This window comes from Bradyrhizobium sp. Kon58 (genome assembly GCF_055807455.1).
In genome coordinates, this window is sequence record NZ_JBVVOT010000006.1 from 267,399 (window position 1) to 288,814 (window position 21,416).

The window sequence follows — 21,416 nt, forward strand, 5'->3', positions numbered from 1 at the left end:
AGGGCTAGGCAGACGCAGAACGGCCGCTAGTATCCGCCCAAATTGAGTCACAGGGAGGGACCTAAAGTGGTCAACCACAAAATCTCGCGTCGTACGCTCTTGACGGGCACTGCCGCAGCTGGCGCGCTCAGCCTGACGGGATTGCCGGCGCGCGCCGAGGTGAACTGGAAGAAATACGCGGGGACCAAGCTTGAGGTGATTCTCGCCAAGGGGCCTCGCGGCGACAATTTGCAAAAATACGTCAAGGAGTTCACCGAACTCACCGGCATCCAGGTCGAAGCGGAGCAGATTCCCGAGCAGCAGCAGCGCCAGAAGGTGGTGATCGAGTTCACCTCTGGCCGTCCAAGCTTCGACGTCGTCCATCTCAGCTATCACGTGCAGAAGCGGCAGTTCGAGAAGGCCGGTTGGCTCGCCGACTTGACGCCCTTGATGAAGGACCCGGCGCTGACCGCGCCCGATCTCGTCGAGAGCGACTTCTCGGCCGCGGGCCTGCAATACGCCAGGAACGACAAGGGCCAGATGCTGTCGCTGCCGTGGTCGGTCGATTATTTCATCCTCTATTACAACAAGGAGCTGTTCGAGAAGAAGGGCGTCGCCGTTCCCAAGACCCTCGACGAGATGGCCGCGGCGGCCGAGAAGCTCACCGACACCAAGGAAGGCATCTACGGCTTTGTCGGGCGCGGCCTGCGCAACGCCAACATGGCGATGTGGAGCAACTTCTTCCTCAATTATGGCGGGGAATTCCTCGACGCCAAGGGCAATATCCTGACCGACGGTCCGGAAGCCATTGCCGCGACCAAGCTGTATCAGACGCTCCTGACGAAATCGGCACCGCCCGGCGTCGCCGGCTTCAACTGGATGGAGTCGATGGCCTCGTTCACGCAAGGCCGATCCGCGATGTGGATCGACGGCGTCGGCTGGGCACCACCGCTGGAAGATCCGGCCGCCTCGCGCGTTGTCGGCAAGGTCGGCTACACCGTCGTGCCCGCCGGCCCCAAGGGGCAATATTCCTCGACCTATGGCGACGGCATCGGCGTTGCCGCTGCGAGCAAGAACAAGGAAGCCGCCTATCTGCTCTGCCAATGGGTGGTTTCGAAAACCCAGGGTGCGCGACTGCTGCAGGCCGGCGGCGGCGTGCCGTTCCGCAACTCGATCCTTGGCGATCCCGAGGTCCAGAAGGGTGTCAAGACCAAGGAATGGCTGCAGTCGGTGATCGATTCCGGCAAGATTAGCAAGCTGGGCCTGCCCGTCGTGATTCCGGTCGCCGAATTCCGCGACATCGTCGGCGCCGCGGTCACGGCGACCTTGTCCGGCGCCGATCCTGCCGCCGAGTTGAAGAAGGCCAACGATCAGTACCGGCCGATCCTGGAGCGTAGCGAGAAGGCGTGAGTGCGTTGACACAATCGGCTCCGGGCGTGGCACAGTCTGATGCCGCGCCGGAGAAGGAGTTGCGGCCGCCGTCGTACTGGCCGTTCGTGGTGCCGGCGCTGGTCGTCGTGATCGCGATCATCATCTTCCCGTGGGTCTTCACGATCTGGATGAGCCTGAACGAGTGGAAGGTCGGCTCGTCGACCACCTTCGTTGGCTTGTCGAATTATCTGCGGCTGACGACCGATCCCCGCTTCATCGAGGCCGTCGGACATACACTGGTCTACACCATACTCTCCGTGCTGCTGCCGCTCGTGCTCGGCACGTTTGCGGCCGTGGTGTTTCACCAGAAATTCCCCGGCCGCGGCTTTCTGCGCGGCGTCTTCATCATGCCGATGATGGCGACGCCGGTGGCGATCGCGCTGGTATGGACCATGATGTTCCACCCGCAGCTCGGCGTGCTGAACTATCTGCTGTCGCTGGTCGGGATCCCTGCGCAGCTCTGGGTATTCCATCCCGCGACCGTCATTCCCTCGCTGGTGCTGGTCGAGACCTGGCAATGGACGCCGCTGGTCATGCTGATCGTGCTCGGCGGCCTGGCCGCGATCCCGACCGAGCCTTATGAAAGCGCACAGATCGACGGCGCCAGCATCTGGCAGGTATTCCGCTTCATCACCCTGCCGCTGATCATGCCGTTCCTGTTCATCGCCGGCATGATCCGCATGATCGACGCCGTGAAGAGCTTCGACATCATTTTCGCAATCACCCAGGGCGGACCGGGATCGGCATCGGAGACGATCAATATCTATCTCTACAGCGTCGCCTTCTCCTATTACGACCTCGGCTACGGCTCGGCGATCGCGGTCGTGTTCTTCCTGCTGATCGTCCTGCTTGCGGCGGTGATGCTTTATGCGCGCCAACGCATGCTGTGGACCGAGATCGCGAGCGGCACATGAGTCCAAGGCAAATCATCGGCAAAATCGGCCTGTGGTTCTCGGTGTTCCTCATCGTGTCGCCGGCGATCCTGTTCTTTCTCTGGATGCTGTCGCTGTCGCTCAAGTTCGAGATCGACAATGCCGCCTACCCGCCGGTGTTCTTCCCCGAGCATGTCGCCTGGAAAAACTATGCCGACGTGCTCGCCTCCAACCGCTTCCTGACGTATTTCATCAACAGCCTGATCGTCACCGGCAGCGCGACGCTGCTTGCGCTGCTGGTCGGCGTTCCCGCCGGCTACGGGATTGCGCGGATGGCCGCGCATAAATCCGCGATCGTGATCCTGATCGCCCGCATCACGCCGGGCCTGTCCTATCTGATCCCGCTGTTTCTCATGTTCCAGTGGCTGGGACTGCTCGGCACGCTGGTGCCGCAGATCATCATCCACCTCGTGGTCACGGTGCCGATCGTGATCTGGATCATGATCGGCTATTTCGAGACGACGCCGATGGAGCTGGAAGAAGCAGCCCTGATCGACGGCGCCACGCGCTGGCAGGTCTTCCGCCATGTCGCGCTGCCGATCGCCAAGCCGGGCATCGCCGTCGCCTTCATCCTGGCCGTGATCTTCTCCTGGAATAATTTTGTCTTCGGCATCGTGCTGGCCGGACGCGAGACCCGCACCCTGCCGGTCGCCGTCTACAACATGATCTCGTTCGACCAGTTGAGCTGGGGGCCGCTCGCGGCCGCCGCGCTGATTGTCACGTTGCCGGTGCTGCTGCTGACGGTGTTCGCCCAGCGACAGATCGTCGCCGGGCTCACCGCTGGTGCCGTCAAGGGCGGGTAGCTACTCCGCCGGTGCCGCGTGCATGTCCGCATGCGGCATGTAGGACTCGCTCGCGCCGAGCCTGCTGGCCGCGAACAGACCGGCGGCCATCACGGCATAGGCGAACGCAACCGCGGGCGTGACGCCAAAGCCGCCGCCGATGCCGACGGCTTCGCCGTGCATGAAGCCGAAATAGGTCAGGACCGCGCCAACCAGCGCGAATGCCGAGGCCTTCTCGAAGTCGCGCTCGATGATGAAGACACCGATCGCACCCAGGATCAGGCCGCCGAGGATGGAGCCGCCGCCCATGATCTCGAGCCCGTGATAGAACACGCCCTGCTGCGGCAACGCGGCGATCGCGGCAGCCTTGACCGCGTCGGCCTTGTCGGCGGCCATTCCGCCCACGGTCGCAGCCGCGTTCATGGTCGAGCCCAACATCGTGTCGATCTGGAGCTTGGCCCAGGCGGCAAGATGCGGGGTCAGCGCCAGCACGATCGCGGGCGCGTGCTTGACCGGCGTGGTCTGGAACGCCTGCGCGCCGATCAGCATGCCGATATAGAGCAGGATCGGCGAGATCGCGACCACCGGCACCAGCGCCAGCAGCACCGAGATGATGCCGAACCAGGCCAGCACCACCACCATGATGCCGGTCGCGGCCGAATAGCCGATCCGGCCGCCCATCGCCTTCCAGCCGGGATGGCCGATATAGACGGCGTTGATGAAGGGATTGCCCATCAGGCAGCCGATCAGGCTGACGATTCCGTCGGCGGTGAGGACGCGCGTGGTCGGATATTCGTCGCCGGCGGCTTCCGCGCTCTCGACATTGTCCATGGCCTCGACCAGATCATAGATGCCGAACGGAATGGCGGTGACCAGGATGATCCCGAGGAATTCGAAACCGGAGAAGACATAGCCTACCGCCGGGATCGGCACCGAGAAGCCGAAATTGGCAAAGGCATCGCCGACGCCCTTGACGCTGAGCCCCCCGAGACCGAGGCCGAACAGGTTCGAGCCCCAGGCGATGACCATGCCCACCGCGATCGCAACGAGACCGGCGGGAATGCCGCGCCAATATTTCACGCCCCCGAACCAGCTCACCAGGATGATGGCGAAGCAGACCAGGCCGATCTGCGGCGTCATGTACATTTCGAGCGCCGGCCGCATCGAGATGAAGGTGACGGATACACCCGCAAGCGTGCCGAGCAGCGCCGCGCGCGGCGTGATCTTTCGGATGAAAGGCGCGATAAAGCCGCCGATCATGAGAATAAAACTCTGGAAGAACACCCAGACCAGGCCTGCCGACCAGCCCTTGAGCGGATCACCGGTCTTGATCGTGATCGGCAGCATGATCACGAAGGTGACGATGAACATGTGCGGCACGCTGACGCCCGAGGGCAACGCGCAGACATCGTTGCGGCCGGTCTTCTGCGCCAGACGATAAGCGAGGAACGCGTAGTAGAAGGTGGAGAGACACATCATCAACCCGAGCGCGGGAAGGATGCGGCCGAACACGAGACTGTCGGGCATCTTCAACACGAAGCGCAACAGGCCCGTGAGCACCAGCATGTTGACGAGGATGTTGGTGCCGAAGCCGAAAAACGCGTTCCAGTCGCCCGGTGTCCATAGTGCCGGCTTGAACTCGGAGGTGCCGGCCGTCCCTGTCGTGCCTGTGCTCATCGTGATGCCCCTACGCTGATGTGGAAATCTTCATCGCCTCCAGTACCGCGGCTGAGCTTGCGACCCAGCCGAAGATGCCGCCCTGGGCCTTGATCATCTTCAGGCCCATCTCGTGAAACTCAGGGAAGTAGGACGCGCAGCCGTCCGAGATCACGACGCAGCGATAGCCGCGATCATTGGCCTCGCGCACGGTGGTGTTGACGCACACTTCGGTGGTGACGCCGCACACGAGCAGATTTTCGATGCCGTATTTCTCCAGCACGTCGGTGAGCTCGGTGGCGTAGAACGCGCCCTTGCCGGGCTTGTCGATCACGATCTCGCTGTCGAGCGGATAGAGCTCCGGGATGATGTCGTGGCCGGCCTCGCCGCGAATGAGAATGCGTCCCATCGGACCGGGGTCGCCGATGCGGAAGGATGGCGCGCCGCGCTCGATTTTCGCCGGCGGCGCGTCGGAGAGATCGGGCAGATGGCCCTCGCGCGTGTGGATCACCAGCATGCCGGTGTCGCGCGCGGACTTCAGCACGGCACCGATCGGCTTCACCGCGCGCGCGAGCTGGCTGACGTCGTTGCCCAGCGTCTCGCCGAAGCCGCCGGGCTCCATGAAGTCGCGCTGCATGTCGATGATGAGAAGCGCGGTGGCCGGCCAGTCGAGCTTGACCGGCTCCGGTTCGGCGCTGATGACACCCAGTGTCGGCTTGGTTGAGTTCAACATGACTCAAGGCCCCCGCGAGAACTCTCTCTGCGGGAGTTCTGCAAGCGCCATGCCATTGTGTACAATTGGAGTTGAACCGACGGCGCAGGAAAATTTACTGCGCTGTCAGAATGTTATTGGAAAAGCCGGGGTCTGCTTATTCGCTGTGCGGCGGCTTTGCGACGTGCATTTGCCCAAAGGATAAGCGCTCCCTGTCGTCATTCCGGGGCGACGCGTAAGCGTCGAACCCGGCGGCTGAACACGCGGCGAAATGGATTCCGGGCTCGCGCTACGCGCCCCGGAACGACGAAGGTGGCGTTAGCGACCCGCTCCGTACGGCCGGCGATACTCCTCCCCGTAAGGTGCGCAAGAGGCCTTCAGCGTCGCCATGTAGAGCGACCTTCGGCCGTGCCGCGCAATACTTCTGCGTGGAGCATCTGGTGCGGGTGACGCCATGGCCCGATCAGCGCCTCAGCCGTCTCCGTGATCTCGGTATCGAACGCGCTTGCAGCCATCCTGTCCTCCGCAAGCAAGCCATGACCAGCAGGAGCGCCACGGATGCGGCCAGCGATATTGACTTCGTCTGTGCATGCCTTTGACTGTCACAATTCGCGTCGCGCAGCCGCTCCTCCCTCCCGCAGCGCAAACCCCAAGTCGAATACCAAGTCGAATAAAAGCCGAACAAGAGACGAGGACTCCTGAAATGACGCTGATGCAGGTCGAGCTGGACGACAAATACCGGCTCGAATCGAAGCGGATCTTCCTGTCCGGCACGCAGGCGCTGGTCCGGCTGCCCATGTTGCAGCGCGAACGCGACCGGCTGCAGGGGCTCAACACCGGCGGCTTCATCTCGGGCTATCGCGGCTCCCCGCTCGGCATGTACGACCACGCGCTGTGGCGCGCGAAGGAACATCTCCAGCAGCACGACATCGCCTTCGCCCCCGGCCTGAACGAGGACCTCGCGGCGACCGCCGTCTGGGGCAGCCAGCAGGTCGGCCTGTTTCCCGGTGCCAAGGTCGATGGCGTGTTCGGCATCTGGTACGGCAAAGGGCCCGGCGTCGATCGCTCGGTCGACGCGCTCAAGCATGCGAATGCCGCCGGCACCTCGCTCAATGGCGGCGTGCTCGCGCTCGCCGGTGACGACCACGGCTGCCAATCCTCGACACTGGCGCACCAGAGCGAGCAGGTCTTCGCAGCAGCGCTGATCCCCGTGATCAATCCGGCGACGCTGCAGGATTACCTCGACCTCGGCCTTTACGGCTTTGCGCTGTCGCGTTTCTCCGGCTGCTGGGTCGGCTTCAAGGCGATCAGCGAAACGGTGGAGAGTTCGGCCTCAATCTACAGCGATCCCGAACGCATCCAGATCAAGCTCCCCGACGATTTCGAGATGCCGCCCGGCGGCCTCAACATCCGTTGGCCGGATCCGCCGCTCGACGCGGAAAAGCGCCTGTTCGGCCCTAAGATGGCGGCGGTGCAGGCCTTTGCGCGCGCCAACCAGCTCGACCGCATCGTGCTCGACTCCAAGCCGGCACGGCTCGGCATCGTCGCGACCGGCAAGGCTTATCTCGATCTGCGACAGGCGCTCGCAGACTTGGGCATTACCGACAAGGACGCGCAGGACCTTGGCCTTCGCATCTACAAGGTCGCACTGACCTGGCCGCTGGAGGAGAGCGGAGCCAAGCGCTTCGCGGAAGGACTTCAGGACGTGCTGGTCGTCGAGGAGAAGCGCGGCTTCATCGAAGACCAGCTGATGCGCATCCTCTATAATATCGATGCGTCCAGGCGTCCGACCGTGACGGGAAAACGCGACGAGCGCGGCGCGCCGCTATTGCCGAGCGAGGGCGAGCTGACGCCGACCCTCGTTGCATCCGCGCTGGTGGCGCGGCTGCGCAAGCTCGGCCACCATAGCCCGGTGCTGGAGCAGCGCCTCGCCCGGCTCGAGGCGTTCGACACTCCTGTTCCGGCCTCCGCGCAGATCAAGCTCGCGCGCACGCCGTTCTTCTGCTCGGGTTGCCCGCATAACACCTCGACGCGCGTGCCTGAAGGAAGCCGCGCCATGGCCGGCATCGGCTGCCACGGCATGGCCCTGAGCATGCCGACCCGCCGCACCGATCTGATCTCGCATATGGGCGCCGAGGGCGTGAACTGGATCGGGCAAGCGCCCTTCACCACCGAGCAGCACATCTTCCAGAATCTCGGCGACGGCACCTACACCCATTCCGGACTACTTGCCCTTCGCGCGGCATCGGCCGCCGGCATCAGCATCACCTACAAGATCCTTTACAACGACGCGGTCGCGATGACCGGCGGCCAACCGGCCGAGGGCGGCTTCAACGTCGCCCAGATCGCGCATCAGGTCTGGGCCGAGGGCGTCAAGCGCCTCGCGATCGTCTCGGACGATCCCACCAAATACCCTGACGGCAATTACTTCCCGCAAGGCGCGACCGTCCATCACCGCCGCGAGCTCGACGCCGTTCAGCGCGAGCTGCGCGACATCAAGGGCCTTACGGTCATCGTCTACGACCAGACCTGCGCCGCGGAAAAGCGCCGCCGCCGCAAGCGCGGGCTGTATCCGGATCCCGCAAAACGCGCCTTCATCAACGAGCTGGTCTGCGAAGGCTGCGGCGACTGCTCGCAGGCCTCGAACTGCGTCTCGGTGCAGCCGCTGGAAACCGAGTTCGGCCGCAAGCGCCAGATCGACCAGTCGAACTGCAACAAGGACTTCTCCTGCGTCGAGGGTTTTTGCCCGAGTTTCGTCACCGTGCATGGCGGCACGCTCAAGCGGATCAAAACCTCGGCGGTGGATTCAGGCCAGTTGTTTGCCGACCTGCCGCTGCCGCCCGCGCGTGAGCTGGACGCCCCCTACAACATCCTCGTCACCGGCATCGGCGGCACCGGTGTCATCACCATCGGCGCGCTACTCGGCATGGCCGCCCATGTTGACGGCCGCGGCTGCTCGGCGCTCGACTTCACCGGCCTGTCGCAGAAGAACGGCGCCGTGATGAGCCATGTGCGCATCGCCGCGAAGCCGGAAGACATCTCCGCGGTCCGGATCACCACGGGCGGCGCCGACGTCATCCTCGGGTGCGACATGATCGTCTCGGCAGGTCCCTCTGCGCTCAGCCGCGCCGAACGCGGAACGACGAAAGCGTATATCAACGCCGACCTGCAGCCGACCGCGAGCTTCGTGCAAAACCCCGACCTCGATTTCGAGATGGGCACGATGCAGACGGTGCTGCGGGACGCTGTCGGCGACAAGAACCTCGACATCATCGATGCCACCGGCATTGCCTCCGCGCTGATGGGCGATTCGATCGCGACCAATCCCTTCATGCTCGGCTTCGCCTTTCAGAAGGGCGCAATCCCGCTGTCGCTGGAAGCGCTGCTCCGCGCCATCGAGATCAACGGCGCCGCGATTGAGATGAACAAGCTCGCCTTCACCTGGGGACGCCTCGCCGCCCACGACATGTCGCGGGTACGCAGCGTGCTGCAGTTCAGGAGCCGGGCCTCCACGCCGACGAGGTCGCTCGACGACATCATCGCGACGCGCGCCGAGTTTTTGACCGGCTATCAGGACAAGGCCTACGCCGACCGTTACCTCGCCGCCGTCGCCAAGGTGCGCAAGGCAGAAGCGACCGCCTCGCCCGCGTCCACGGAGCTGACCGAGGCTATCGCGAAAAACCTGTTCAAGCTGATGTCCTACAAGGACGAGTACGAGGTCGCGCGGCTCTACACCGATGGCAGCTTCTCCAAGAAGATCTCGGAGAAATTCGACGGCGACTTCAAGCTGAAGTTCTATCTGGCCCCGCCGATCTTCGCACAGCGCGACAAGACCACCGGACATCTCCAGAAGAAGGAATTCGGCGGCTGGATGATCCATGCCTTCCGCGTACTGGCCAAACTAAAATTCCTGCGCGGCGGCGCGTTCGATCCGTTCGGCCGCACCGAGGAGCGCCGGACCGAGCGGAAGCTGGTCGCAGATTATCTCGGCATGATCGATCGGCGGATCGCCGGGCTGAAAGCGGAGCAAATCCCGCTGCTGACGAGACTCGCGCGGCTACCGGAGACGATCCGCGGCTTCGGACATGTCAAGGAAGCCAACATCAGGCAGGCGGCGGCCGAGAAGGCGCGGCTTGAGGCAGAGCTGGAGAACAGCCGCTTTGCGGCGGCGGCAGAGTAGCGATTGGAGCCCACGCTCTCTCCACGTCATTGCGAGGAGCCCTTGCGACGAAGCAATCCAGACTGCCTCCGCGGAACGATTCTGGATTGCTTCGCTTCGCTCGCAATGACGGGGATATAGCGGAGACGACAATCAGGCAGTTGCCGTCGCCGCACTCGCCGTCACCGCCCCCTCCGCCAGATGCCTTCCCGCGATATACCCGAACGTCAGCGCCGGCCCCAGCGCGATCCCCGGCCCGGGACAATTGCCGTTCATGATCGAGCCCATGTCGTTGCCGCAGGCGTAGAGGCCCGCGACCGGCGTGTCGTCCTCGCGCAACACGCGCGCCTGAGCATCCACCTTCATGCCGATCGCCGTGCCGAGATCGGCGGGGAAGATCCGCATCGCATAGAACGGCGCGCGGAGGACGGGCGCGACGCAGGGGTTCGGCTTGTGGCTGATATCACCGAGATGACGCTGGTAGATGGTGCTGCCGCGACCGAATTCCGGGTCACGGCCCTCCTTCGCATCGGAATTGTAGTTTGCGATGGTCACCGCGAGTGTCGACGGCTTGATGCCGATCTTCGCTGCGAGCTGCGCGATATCGGCGGCCTCGACCAACTCGCCGCTCGCCGCATAACGCCTGATATTGCGCGTGAACGGCAGGATGCGGCCGAGGCCGTAGCTCCACAGAAACTGGCGGTCGCAGATCAGGTGGAACGGCCGATCCGGTTCGCCGTCGCGCAGCATGGCGAGAACGAACTCGTGGTACGACAGTGTCTCGTTGACGAAGCGCCGGCCGGCCGCATTGACGGCGATCACGCCGGGCTTGGCGCGGTCGGTCACCATGTGCGGGAAAACACCACGGCTTCCGTCAGTACGCCGGAACAGCGAGGCCGGCACCCAATAGGCCGGGCTCGTCGCATCCGGATTGAGCGCTGCGCCGGTTGCAGTCGCAAGGCGGAGCCCGTCGCCCGTAGCGGACGTGTGGGCCGCCGAGATAAATCCGGCCGCGGGCGGGAAGAAGCGTTTGCGCAACGTCGCGTCGTGCGAAAAGCCGCCGGTCGCCAACACCACACCGCGTCGCGCGGCGATCAGCCGATCGCGCGCGCCATGACGGATGACGACGCCGCCGACGCGCTCGCCCTGCATCGACAAATCCTCGACGTCTACACTGAAGAGGATCTCGACCTGCCGGGCCAGCAGCGAGGCATACAGCCGCGCGGCGAGCGCATTGCCGAGATGCAGCGTCGTGCCGCGCGGGCTGCGCAGGCGCTGCCACGCATACTGCGAAACCAGCCGCGCCGCGCGAAGAGTCGAGCGCAGCGATTGTCCGACCCGGCGCAGATACGGGATGTCGAGGCGGTTGACCATCATCCCGCCGAACCGCGTGAACTCCGGCAGCGGCGCGCGCAGCCGCGCGACATGCCCGCCCAGGCGCGTGCCGCCGAAGACGACCGGCTCGAGCACGCGCCCGCCCGGCGTTGCGCCCAGCCGCTCCGGATAATAGTCCGGACAGGCTTTCACCGGCTGGAGGCGCACTTGCGTGTTGGCTTCGAGATAGGCGACCGCTTCCGGTCCGCGCGCGAGGAAGGCGGCGCGGAGGCCCGCATTGGCGGGCTCCGGCACCGTGTTCGACAAATATCGCACGGCGTCCGTGACGCTGTCGGAGAGCCCCGCCTGTTTCATTTTGGCATTGGCGGGAATCCAGATCATGCCGTCGGACCATGCGGTGGTGCCGCCGACGAAAGCGGTCTTCTCGATCACCAGCACGCGCAGGCCCTCGGCGGCGGCGACGGCCGCGGCCGTCATGCCACCGGCGCCGGCGCCGACGACGATGACATCGTAGGTCTCATGCGCCGGCATCATGCGGCGGGGTTCCCGAAGCGAGGCATGACACCGTCATACCTCGCTTCGGCGCCCACACGCTAGCGCGCCGGCTTGCGCTCGACCGGGTCGATCTCGATCTCCCGCAGACGGCCGAGCCGCAGCACGTCCATGGCCAGCCGCCGGCCGATCCGGTCGCGATCGAGCACACGGATCAGATCGTCGACGCCGTTGATCTCGACACCGTCGAGGCCGATCACGACATCCCCGGACAACAGGCCCGCCTTCGCCGCAGGCCCGTCCGGCTCGATCTGCGCCAGCAGCGCGCCCATCTTGTTCTCGACGCCGGCCAGCACCGCGTGCCGCCGCGGGATCGGCGCGGTCTGGCCGGCCACGCCGATATAGGCGCGGCGGACATAGCCGTGGCGGATGATCTCCGACAGCACGAATTGCGCGGTGTTGCTGGCGACCGCGAAGCAGATGCCTTGCGCGCCATTGATGATCGCGGTGTTGATGCCGATCACCTCGGCATTCGACGACACCAGCGGCCCGCCCGAATTGCCGGGATTGAGCGCAGCATCGGTCTGGATCACGTCCTCGATGGTGCGGCCACTGACCGAGCGGATCGAGCGCCCGAGCGCCGAGACCACGCCGGCGGTGACGGTCGATTCAAAGCCGAGCGGATTGCCGATCGCGATCACGAGCTGGCCGCGCCGCAAGGTCTTGGAGTTGCCGAGCGCCGCATAGGGCAAGTCCCGCACGCCGTTGGCGCGCAGCAGCGCAAGGTCAGTGTCGGGATCGACGCCGAGCACCCGGGCGTCGCCGACATGGCCCTCGACGTCGCGCAGCCGGATCTCCTTCGAGGAGCCGACCACGTGGCTATTGGTGAGAACGAGCCCGTCCGGCGAGATCACGATGCCCGAGCCAAGCCCGCCGCGCTCGCGGCCGTTCGGCACTTTTGGTCCGGTCTCGACGCGCACGACGGCAGGACCGACGCGGTCGGTCACGTCGATGACGGCATTGGAATAGGCGTCCAGCAGGTCCCGGTCATTGTCCGGGACAGCCGCTGTCGCCCGCGATGACGCGGCGTCATCGACGATGTCTGAAGTAAAATCCAACATGGTAGGAGTCCTTGAGGCTCACACAGATGGTGGCCTGCCCCTTTAGGCGCAAGGGACCCGCCCGGGGTGCAAGGCTGGACTGCCCAGGTGGCTAGGGTGCCCGTCGCAGCGTGCCCGCCCTTGCCTTGACCGGGTCCAGCAGCGACCAGTCGCCATCCGGCAGCACGTAACCCAGGGGGAACGGCGCGCGTAGCTCGAGCCCGAGCGAGCGCAGCACACGGTCGTCGCGGTAGTAGCATTGCAGCACCACGCGGACGAGCGTCGCGGCAGCCGCGCCGCCGGAACTGCGAAACTCCTGCGCCACCGCATCGCGCCTGGCAGCATCGAGCTCGGCCAACGGCTGCCCCGCGAGCCGCGCCAAATGGTCGAGCGCCGCCGCCACCAATTTGGCGTCACGCCCCAGCGTCGCCAGCATGTCGGCCTGGATCGCGGGATCGTCGGCGCCGGGCACCTTGTACTCATCGCTCGCGGGAACGATCATCGCGGCGATAGCGCGGAGGTCGTCGCGCTGGCTGCGTGTCAGTTGATTGTCTGCGGACATGTCGGCCTCAATCGAACAAATTGGCGAGGCGCTGCTTCATCTGGTCGGCGATGTAGAGCGCGAGGGCCTGGATGGTGGATGTTGGGTTGACCCCACCCGAGGTAACGAAGATGCTGCCATCGACGATGAAGAGATTCTTGACGTCGTGCGAGCGGCCCCATTCGTTGACGACGGAGCGTTCGGGGTCGGTGCCCATGCGTGCCGTGCCGAGCAGGTGCCAGCCGCCCCATGGGATCGGCGAGTTGACGCAGATGTCGCTCGCCCCCGCCGTTTCGAGAATCTCCCGCCCGCGCGCCAGCGCGTGCTCCATCATCTTCCGGCTGTTCTCGCTGATCGTGTAGTCGATCTTCGGCGCGGGAATGCCGTGGCTGTCCTTCAAGACCGGATCGAGCGTAACCTGGTTATGCTCCTCCGGCAGGTCCTCGCAAATCGCGGAAAAGCCGAGCCGGTGGCCGTTGAGCTTGCGGAAGATGCGGTGATGATCGGCGCCCCACGGCAATATCCCCTTCTGCTCGCTGACGACAGCCTCGAACACCGGCCCCGCGCCGCGCACGAACTGAACGCCGTAGCCGCGCACGAAGCCGCGCGAGAGATCCGTGTCATACCATTCCTTGCTCCACAGGCAGGTCGGCGGCGCGCGGTTGCTATCGGTCGGCTCTTCTACGTAGCCGTAGATCTGCGCATAAGGATGGAACATCAGGTTCTTGCCGACGAGGCCGGACGAATTGGCAAGCCCGTTCGGAAAGCGGTTCGATGCCGAATTCAGCAGCAGCCGCGGCGTGCCGACGCCGTTGCAGGCGATGATAACCACATGCGCCGGCTGAAACTGCTCGACGCCGTCCTTGTCGTAATAGACCACGCCGGTGGCCATGCCGTTCTCGTCGGTGGTGATCTCGCGCACACGGCAGTGCGTACGCAGCTCGACGCCGGCGCGGACCGCGTGCGGCCAATAGGTGATGTCGGTCGAGGACTTCGCGCCTTGCGCGCAGGCCGGCGTGCAATGGCCGAGATTGATGCAGCGCGCGCGGCCCTCGTAGTCCATGGTCGCGACCGTCGTATCCGACGGCCACCAGTGCCAGCCGAGCTTGTTCATGGTCTTGCCGATGATCGCACCGGACAATCCGAGCGGCTGTTGCGGCATCGGCGGATGCGTCAGCGGTGAGAGCGGGTCGCCCGACAGGCCGGACGTGCCCATCATCCGGTCGTTCTCTTCGAAGAACGGGGTCAGCGCGTCGTAGTCGATCGGCCAGTCGTCGGCGACGCCGTCGAGCGTCTTCACCTTGAAATCGGAGGGGTGCAGCCGCGGCCAGTGCGCGGTGTACATCACCGTCGAGCCACCGACCGCATTGTAGTTGACGACCTTGATCGGCGAATCGTCGTCGTTGATCGGATAGTCCTCGGGCCGCCCGCGGACGTTGGGGCTCGACGACCACTCGCCGTAGAACTTGGCCTCCCAGTCCCGGCCCGTGCTGGGATATTCCGCCGGGTTCATCCAGCCGCCCTGCTCCAGGCAGAGAATATGCATCTTGGTCTCGGCCAGCGACCACGCCACCGCCGCGCCCGAAGCGCCGGCGCCGATGATCAGGACGTCCACGGGGTCTTTCATCGCGAAATTTTCCTCCCTTCGCCGCTTCCCGGGCGATTCGGCCTCCGCTCCGCAAGGCCAGCGAACGATAGGATCAGAGCTACGGCCGAGTAAAGCCGCGGGGCCGGAATGTCGCACTTCGCGGGGCGCAGACCATTGGTATCGCCACATCCGGATGCTAGGAACAAGGCGCACGAGCCATCGATAGCGAGACCTTATGTCCTTCCGAAAATCCTTTGCCAGCGCCCGCGCTTTTGCGTTCGTTTGCTTTCTCGCCCTGTCCGGATTTCTGGGCACCACCGGCCCCGCCTCGGCGCTGACCGCCGCCGCGACGGTCCGCGACGGCAACGCCGTCCAGCTTGGCGACGTCACCTATCGCCTCGACGGCGTCGACGCACCCGAGCTGGACCAGGTCTGCATCGACGATCACGCCGATCCCTGGACCTGCGGCATCGAGGCCCGCGACCAGCTCGCCAAGCTGATTGGCAAGCGATCGGTGCGTTGCGACGATGTCGGACCGGAAAAGAGTTTCGGCAAGCGGCACCGCGCGATCTGCACGGCCGAAGGCGACAAGACCAGCTTGAACGAGCAGCTGGTCAAGCTGGGCTTTGCCATCACCCGCGAGCCGGTCAAGGCGAACGTCAAGTCGGCCGCGGCCGACGCGAAATCAACCTCGGCCGGAATCTGGAAGGGCTGCTTTGTTGCACCGCAGGAATTCCGCGCCGGCAAGAAGGACGGCGCGCTCCTGGGCGCCGCCTGCCGCACCGACCGCGACAAGGAGATTCGCGCGGTGTTGTTTCCTGAGGATCTGACGATGCCGCCGAGCTGTGGCATCAAGGGCAAGCTTGCGGTCCGCGCGCGCGTGACCGGCAATATCGGCATCTACCATTTGCGGGGCTGCCCGAGCTACCCCGCGACCACCAAGCCGGATCGCTGGTTCTGCTCGGAGGACGATGCCCAGGCTGCGGGCTTCCGCAAGGCCTACAATTGCCGGCGGCCGAAATAACGACGCCCATCACGCACCCGTGAGCGGTAGTCGGAGACAGTATTCATCCGGAATTGAACTCTATCGGGAGTTGCTGCATTTGTAAGCGTACGCAAGCGCTTTGCGCGAGCGTTTCCTTGGCGGCAATCCGGCTCCGGCCCGATTGCTTTGCTCGGGCGTTTCCTCCCTAGACTTGGGCCGCTTGTCACAACAAGCGGCTCTTCTTTTTTGTGCGCCCTCAGTGACGCATTGGCATGATCTGATCCATGGCCGGCATGTTCGCATTCAGATGCGCCATGATCCAGACGGTGCCACCGACTACCAGGAACACGACCAGCAGCCCGAAAGCCAGCGCCAGCACGTTGTTGGTGTTGTCGGGGCCGGTGGTGATGTGCAGGAAGAACACGAGGTGCACGCCCATCTGCGCGATCGCCAGCACGATTAGCGCGACGGGAATCGAAGGCTGCCAGACCAGATCCGTGCCGGCGATAAAGAACGAGGTCGCCGTCAGCAGCAGCGCGAGGACAAGACCGACCACGTAGCCGAGGATACGCGTCCCAACGCTGTGTTGCTCCTCATCGCCCGGCGCAAGGTCATGGCCGGCCGGCATATGCGTCTGATCGCTCATACGCCACTCCCAAGCAAATAGACGACGGAGAAGACCCCGACCCAGACGATGTCGAGCGCATGCCAGAACAACGCAAAGCACATCATCCGGCGCAGCACGTCGGCACGAAAGCCCTTTGCGAAGACCTGGGCCATCATGGTGAGCAGCCACAATATGCCGGCCGAGACGTGGAGGCCGTGGCAGCCGACCAGCGAGAAGAACGAGGTCAGGAAAGCGCTGCGCGATGGGCCATAGCCGCGGGCAACGAGATCAGCGAATTCGCGAAACTCAATGACGAGAAAGATGAGGCCGAGCAAACACGTCACCGCCATCCCGAGATAGAACCAGAACCGGTTGCGCACATCGGCTGCGATGCTCGCCATGCCGCAAGTGAAACTCGACAGCAGCAGGCAGACAGTCTCGATCGCGACGTTCCGCTGCTCGAATATCTCTGAACCCTTCGGGCCGCCGGCGGTCTGGTCGGCCAGCACCGCGTAGGCCGCAAAGAAGCAGGAGAACATCACGATGTCGGAGAGCAGGAAGATCCAGAAACCATAGGCGGTCACGATGCGCTTCGGCGCAGGGCCGGGATGCTCGATGACGAGCCCGATGTGGTGGGGATCGGCGTGCGCATGGCCGGCGGTCGCGGTCATTGACATCAGACTGTCCCCGCCATGCTGACGAGGCTACGCCGCTCCTCGAGATTGACGCGATCGATCGCCGCGACCTCCTCGGCCGGAATGACGTATTCGTCATGGTCACGCCAGGCGAACACGACGAAGGTCGCGAACGCTCCGATGCCGCCCAAAATCACCATCCACCAGATGTGCCAGATCAGCGCAAACCCCATGACCGTGGCGAAGAACGCGCAGACGAAGCCGGTCGGCGAGTTCCTGGGCATCTCGATGTCATGATACTCCGGCGCATCATGCTGGAGCGATTGCTGCTTGGCATGGGCCTTGAGATCCCAATAGGCATCCTCGCCGCGCACATCGGGATTGAAAGCGAAGTTGAAAACCGGTGGCGGCGACGAGGTCGCCCATTCCAGCGAGCGACCATCCCAGGGATCACCAGTACGGTCGCGCAGAGCCTCGCGGTTGCGGATGCTGACCACGAGCTGCACGATCTGGCAGATCACGCCAATCGTCAGCACGGCCATGCCGGCGGCTGCAACCAGCATCCAGGGCCGCCACGCCGCGACGTCATAGTGCTGCATGCGCCGCGTCATGCCGAGCATGCCGGCGACGTAGAGCGGGATGAAGGTGACGTAGAAGCCGAGGAAAGTGAACCAGAACGCGAGTTTGCCCCAGCGGTCGTTGAGGCGAAAGCCGAACGCCTTGGGGAACCAGTACTCAAAGCCGGCGAAGGCGCCGAACAGCACGCCGCCGATGATGACGTTGTGGAAGTGCGCGACCAGGAACATGCTGTTGTGGAGGATGAAATCGGCCGGCGGCACCGCGACCAGCACGCCGGTCAATCCGCCGATGATGAAGGTGACCATGAAGCCTATCGACCACAGCATCGGCGTCTCGAAGCGGATGCGGCCACCATACATCGTGAACAGCCAGTTGTAGATCTTCACCCCGGTCGGTATCGCGATGATCATGCTGGCGATGCCGAAGATGGCGTTGACGTCGGGGCCCGCGCCCATGGTGAAGAAGTGATGCAGCCAGACCATGAAGGAGATGATGCAGATCGCCATGGTCGCCAGCACCATCGAGCGATAGCCGAACAGTGCCTTGCCGGAGAAGGTCGAGACCACCTCGGAGAAGATGCCGAAGGCCGGCAGCACCAGGATGTAGACCTCGGGATGCCCCCAGGCCCAGATCAGGTTCATGAACATCATGACATTGCCGCCGGCCTCATTGGTGAAGAAGTGGAAGCCGAGATAGCGATCGAGCAGCAGCATCGCGAGGGTGGCGGTCAAAATCGGGAACGCCGCGACGATCAGGAGGTTCGAGGCCAGTGTGGTCCAGCAGAACATCGGCATACGTAGATAGTTCATGCCTTTGGTGCGCAGCTTCAGCACCGTCGTCACGAGGTTGATGCCGGCCACCAGCGTGCCGACGCCGGAGATCTGCAGCGACCACGCGTAATAATCGACGCCGACGCCCGGCGAGTAGGACAGCTCCGACAGCGGCGGAAACGCGAGCCAGCCGGTCCGGGCGAACTCGCCGATCACGAGCGAGAGATTGACCAGCAGCGCACCGGTCGCGGTCAGCCAGAAGCCGACCGAATTGAGCGTCGGGAAAGCGACATCTCGTACGCCAAGCTGGAGCGGCACGATGAGATTCATCAGTCCGATCACGAACGGCATCGCCACGAAGAAGATCATGATGGTGCCGTGCGCGGAGAATATCTGGTTATAGTGCTCCGGCGGCAGATAGCCTTGCGACTGGTAGGCCACCGCCTGCTGAATCCGCATCATGATGGCGTCGCTGCCGCCGCGCAGCAGCATCACCGAGGCCAGCAGGATGTACATCACGCCGATCCGCTTGTGGTCGACGCTGGTGATCCACTCGTGCCAGAGATACGGCAGATGCCCCTTCACCACGACCCAGGCCAGCACGGCGAGAATCCCGACCAACACCACGGCGCCCGCGATCAGCGGTATAGGCTGGTCGAACGGGATCGCCGACCAATCGAGCTTACCGAGCATCATGGCCTCCACTGTGCGACCGGCCTGCTTCGGATGCGAGCTCCGGCCCCGGTCCCGGCGGAATGTGCTGGGTCGCGATCAGGTCGAACAGTCGGGGATCATCGAGCCTGTAGGTCGGCCTGCCCTTCTCGATGCCCTGCTGCATCAGCTTCTTGTAGCTGTCCTCATTGAGGACGGCATCGCTCTTTGCCGTGGTCGCCACCCAATCCGGAAAGGCGAGCGGCGAGACCACGTTGACGTCGAACATCATGTCCGGAAAGCCGTCGCCGGAGAAATGCGCCGACAGTCCCTGCAACTTGCCCTCATTGTCGGCGCGCAGGTTCAGCTTCGTCACCATGCCGTTCATGGTGTAGATCATGCTGCCGAGCTGCGGAATGAAGAACACGTTCATCACGCTCGACGACGTCAGCTGGAAATTCAGTTCGGCGCCCGCCGGCACCGTCAGCGTGTTGATGGTGGCAATGCGCTGGTCCGGATAGATGAACAGCCATTTCCAGTCGAGCGAGACGGCCTGGATGCGGACCGGACTGCCGGTGCCGGGCACGGGTGCCGCGGGGTCGAGCTGGTGCGAACCGATCCAGGCGACGCCGCCGAGCAGGATCACGGTGAGCGCGGGAATCGCCCACACCACCATTTCCACCCGACCGGAATAGACGAAGTCGGGCTGAAACTTTGCTTTGGGATTCGAGGCGCGAAACCAGAACGCAAACGCAAGGATGGCGATGATGGTCGGCACCACGATCGCGAGCATGATGAAGACGGAATCGACCAGGATGGTGCTGTTGGCCGCAGCCACAGGCCCTTGTGGATCGAGCAGATTCATCGGCAAGCCACTGGCGGTTGGGAAGCCCCGGGACAGAGCCTAGCGCGGGAAAGGCTCCGGCAGCAAACGCGATCGCGTGAGGTCGGTTCCTAGCGACGCGAATCGACAGCCCGCCATCTCGCGCGGCGGCATGCAATTCCATGCGATGTCAATGACATGAAAGCGGGAGCCCGGCCCTTCTCGCCGGTCGGAGCGATTGCTAGACTGCACGAAAATCATCTGGGATGAAACGACATGCAGAGGCCCGAGGACGATCCCGGTCTCGCCGGCAGGGTGGCGCTGGTCAGCGGCGGCGGCGCTGCGGGCGACGGCATTGGCAACGGCCGCGCCGCCGCAATTCTACTCGCTCGCGCCGGCGCCAAAGTGCTGGTGGCCGATCGCGACCTCAAGCTCGCCGAACGCACCGTGGAGATGATCGCAGCCGAAGGCGGCGCGGCCGCGGCTCATGGCGGCGACGTCACCAGCGAGACCGATTGCAAGACACTGGTCGAAGCCGCGCTCGACCGCTGGGGCCGGATCGATTTCCTCGACAACAATGTCGGCATCGGCAGCCGCGGCAGCGTGGTCGATGAAGCCCCCGAGCAATATCGCCGCGTCATGCAGGTCAATGTCGAGAGCATGGTCCTGCTCTCCAAGCACGCGATCCCCGCAATAATCAAGACCGCCAAGGGGGGCGCGATCGTCAACATCTCCTCGATCTCGGCGCTGCGGCCACGCGGGCTCACGAGCTATTCGACCTCGAAAGCCGCGATCATCGGCCTGACCCGCGCGATGGCGGTCGATCACGGCCGCGACAACATCCGCGTCAATTGCATCTGCCCCGGGCCGATGTACACGCCGATGGTCTATGGCCGCGGCATGAGCGAACAGGCGCGCGCCCAGCGGGCCAAGGCGTCTTTGCTGAAAACGGAAGGCACCGGCTGGGACGTTGGCCATGCCGTCAAATTCCTGCTCAGCAATTTTGCGCGCTATATCACCGGACAGGTGCTGGTGGTGGACGGCGGGGTGACGCTGCAAGCGCCCGAACGTGAATCACAAGAACACTGAAAGGAACATCAGGGATGGCCCGCCTGCCCTATCTCGAGGCCGACCAGGTCGCGCCCGAATATCGCGACATGCTCAAGCGCAACACCAATCTGCACAAGCTGCTGGTCAATTCGCCGGAGATGGCGCGCGCCTTCAACGGCATCGGCGGCTACATCCGCTTCAAGAGCAAGCTCGACCCGCGCCTGCGCGAGCTTGCGATCCTCCAGGTCGGCTGGATGGAGAAATCGGAATACGAGTTCACTCATCACGTGAAGATCGGCAGGGAGTTCGGCGTCACCGATGATGACATCGCCGGCCTAATGGCTGAGACCGAGGGCAAGCCCTCGACGCTCGAGCCACAGGCCAAGACGATCCTGAAAGGTGCCCGCGAGATGGTACGCGAACTCGCGATGTCGGATGCGACTTTTGCCGAGATCAAGCAGCATCTCTCGGACGAACACATGGTCGACCTCGTGCTGACCATCGCCTTCTATTGCGGCGTGGTGCGCGTGCTCGCCACCATGAAGATCGACAACGAGCCATATTACAAAGAGGTACTCCAGCAGTACCCGATCCCGGGAGTGAACTGAC

Annotated in this window: 17 protein-coding genes; 7 read left to right on the plus strand and 10 right to left on the minus strand. The window is 64.2% G+C overall.

Features of this window, described 5'->3' with window-relative positions; translation table 11 throughout:
• The first annotated feature begins 66 nt into the window (after positions 1–66).
• Genes AC0L20_RS14155 through AC0L20_RS14165 form a run of 3 tightly spaced genes read left to right on the plus strand, consistent with a single transcriptional unit; the run spans position 67 to position 3,145 of the window.
• Positions 67–1,389, plus strand: a complete 1,323-nt coding sequence (locus tag AC0L20_RS14155) for an ABC transporter substrate-binding protein (RefSeq protein ID WP_473289007.1) — start codon at positions 67–69, stop codon at positions 1,387–1,389.
• Entirely contained in the window at positions 1,386–2,324 is a 939-nt protein-coding gene (locus AC0L20_RS14160; protein ID WP_473289008.1) for a carbohydrate ABC transporter permease, read from the plus strand. Before AC0L20_RS14155 ends, AC0L20_RS14160 begins: the two co-directional genes overlap by 4 nt.
• A complete protein-coding gene (locus tag AC0L20_RS14165) occupies positions 2,321–3,145 on the plus strand; it encodes a carbohydrate ABC transporter permease (RefSeq protein WP_204510551.1) in 825 nt (274 codons plus the stop codon). Before AC0L20_RS14160 ends, AC0L20_RS14165 begins: the two co-directional genes overlap by 4 nt.
• Here AC0L20_RS14165 and AC0L20_RS14170 read toward each other — a convergent pair whose 3' ends face one another.
• Both AC0L20_RS14170 and AC0L20_RS14175 read right to left on the minus strand, forming a co-directional pair.
• Positions 3,146–4,801 carry a regulator gene (locus AC0L20_RS14170; RefSeq protein ID WP_473289009.1) on the minus strand — a complete coding sequence of 552 codons (1,656 nt, stop codon included), beginning with the start codon at positions 4,799–4,801 and terminating at the stop codon, positions 3,146–3,148.
• 10 nt (positions 4,802–4,811) lie between these two features.
• Positions 4,812–5,513 (minus strand): cysteine hydrolase family protein, encoded by a 702-nt coding sequence (locus AC0L20_RS14175; RefSeq protein WP_473289010.1) that lies wholly within the window; start codon positions 5,511–5,513, stop codon positions 4,812–4,814.
• Positions 5,514–6,195: 682 nt separating this feature from the next.
• Here AC0L20_RS14175 and AC0L20_RS14180 point away from each other — a divergent pair.
• Positions 6,196–9,672, plus strand: a complete 3,477-nt coding sequence (locus AC0L20_RS14180; protein WP_473289011.1) for an indolepyruvate ferredoxin oxidoreductase family protein — start codon at positions 6,196–6,198, stop codon at positions 9,670–9,672.
• Positions 9,673–9,804: 132 nt separating this feature from the next.
• On the opposite strand, the gene AC0L20_RS14185 is transcribed toward AC0L20_RS14180, so the two are convergent.
• From AC0L20_RS14185 to AC0L20_RS14200, 4 genes are all read right to left on the minus strand, one after another.
• Positions 9,805–11,520, minus strand: coding sequence for an FAD-dependent oxidoreductase (locus AC0L20_RS14185; protein ID WP_473289012.1), 1,716 nt, complete (start codon positions 11,518–11,520; stop codon positions 9,805–9,807).
• 59 nt (positions 11,521–11,579) lie between these two features.
• The gene (locus tag AC0L20_RS14190) at positions 11,580–12,599 is read right to left on the minus strand and encodes a S1C family serine protease (protein ID WP_473289013.1); all 1,020 of its coding nucleotides are present in this window, start codon (positions 12,597–12,599) and stop codon (positions 11,580–11,582) included.
• 91 nt (positions 12,600–12,690) lie between these two features.
• On the minus strand, positions 12,691–13,140 hold the full coding sequence (locus AC0L20_RS14195; protein WP_473289014.1) for a gluconate 2-dehydrogenase subunit 3 family protein: 450 nt from the start codon (positions 13,138–13,140) through the stop codon (positions 12,691–12,693).
• 7 nt (positions 13,141–13,147) lie between these two features.
• Positions 13,148–14,746 carry a GMC family oxidoreductase gene (locus AC0L20_RS14200; RefSeq protein WP_473289015.1) on the minus strand — a complete coding sequence of 533 codons (1,599 nt, stop codon included), beginning with the start codon at positions 14,744–14,746 and terminating at the stop codon, positions 13,148–13,150.
• A gap of 196 nt (positions 14,747–14,942) precedes the next feature.
• Between AC0L20_RS14200 and AC0L20_RS14205 the strand changes: the two genes are divergently transcribed.
• Positions 14,943–15,731, plus strand: a complete 789-nt coding sequence (locus tag AC0L20_RS14205; RefSeq protein ID WP_473289016.1) for a thermonuclease family protein — start codon at positions 14,943–14,945, stop codon at positions 15,729–15,731.
• Between the two features lie 217 nt (positions 15,732–15,948).
• Here the strand turns inward: AC0L20_RS14205 and cyoD are convergent, their stop codons facing one another.
• Genes cyoD through AC0L20_RS14225 form a run of 4 tightly spaced genes read right to left on the minus strand, consistent with a single transcriptional unit; the run spans position 15,949 to position 19,799 of the window.
• Positions 15,949–16,338 carry a cytochrome o ubiquinol oxidase subunit IV gene (cyoD, locus tag AC0L20_RS14210; protein ID WP_247367096.1) on the minus strand — a complete coding sequence of 130 codons (390 nt, stop codon included), beginning with the start codon at positions 16,336–16,338 and terminating at the stop codon, positions 15,949–15,951.
• Positions 16,335–16,976, minus strand: coding sequence for a cytochrome (ubi)quinol oxidase subunit III (locus tag AC0L20_RS14215; protein ID WP_456765434.1), 642 nt, complete (start codon positions 16,974–16,976; stop codon positions 16,335–16,337). The genes cyoD and AC0L20_RS14215 overlap by 4 nt, the downstream gene beginning before the upstream one ends.
• Positions 16,976–18,976 carry a cytochrome o ubiquinol oxidase subunit I gene (gene cyoB, locus AC0L20_RS14220; RefSeq protein WP_473289063.1) on the minus strand — a complete coding sequence of 667 codons (2,001 nt, stop codon included), beginning with the start codon at positions 18,974–18,976 and terminating at the stop codon, positions 16,976–16,978. Before cyoB ends, AC0L20_RS14215 begins: the two co-directional genes overlap by 1 nt.
• A complete protein-coding gene (locus tag AC0L20_RS14225) occupies positions 18,966–19,799 on the minus strand; it encodes a cytochrome ubiquinol oxidase subunit II family protein (RefSeq protein WP_473289017.1) in 834 nt (277 codons plus the stop codon). The genes cyoB and AC0L20_RS14225 overlap by 11 nt, the downstream gene beginning before the upstream one ends.
• Positions 19,800–20,033: 234 nt before the next feature.
• Here AC0L20_RS14225 and AC0L20_RS14230 point away from each other — a divergent pair, with 234 nt between their 5' ends.
• Both AC0L20_RS14230 and AC0L20_RS14235 read left to right on the plus strand, forming a co-directional pair.
• The gene (locus AC0L20_RS14230; protein ID WP_473289018.1) at positions 20,034–20,846 is read left to right on the plus strand and encodes an SDR family NAD(P)-dependent oxidoreductase; all 813 of its coding nucleotides are present in this window, start codon (positions 20,034–20,036) and stop codon (positions 20,844–20,846) included.
• A 14-nt stretch (positions 20,847–20,860) separates the two neighbouring features.
• Positions 20,861–21,415, plus strand: a complete 555-nt coding sequence (locus tag AC0L20_RS14235; RefSeq protein ID WP_473289019.1) for a carboxymuconolactone decarboxylase family protein — start codon at positions 20,861–20,863, stop codon at positions 21,413–21,415.
• Position 21,416 lies beyond the last annotated feature (1 nt).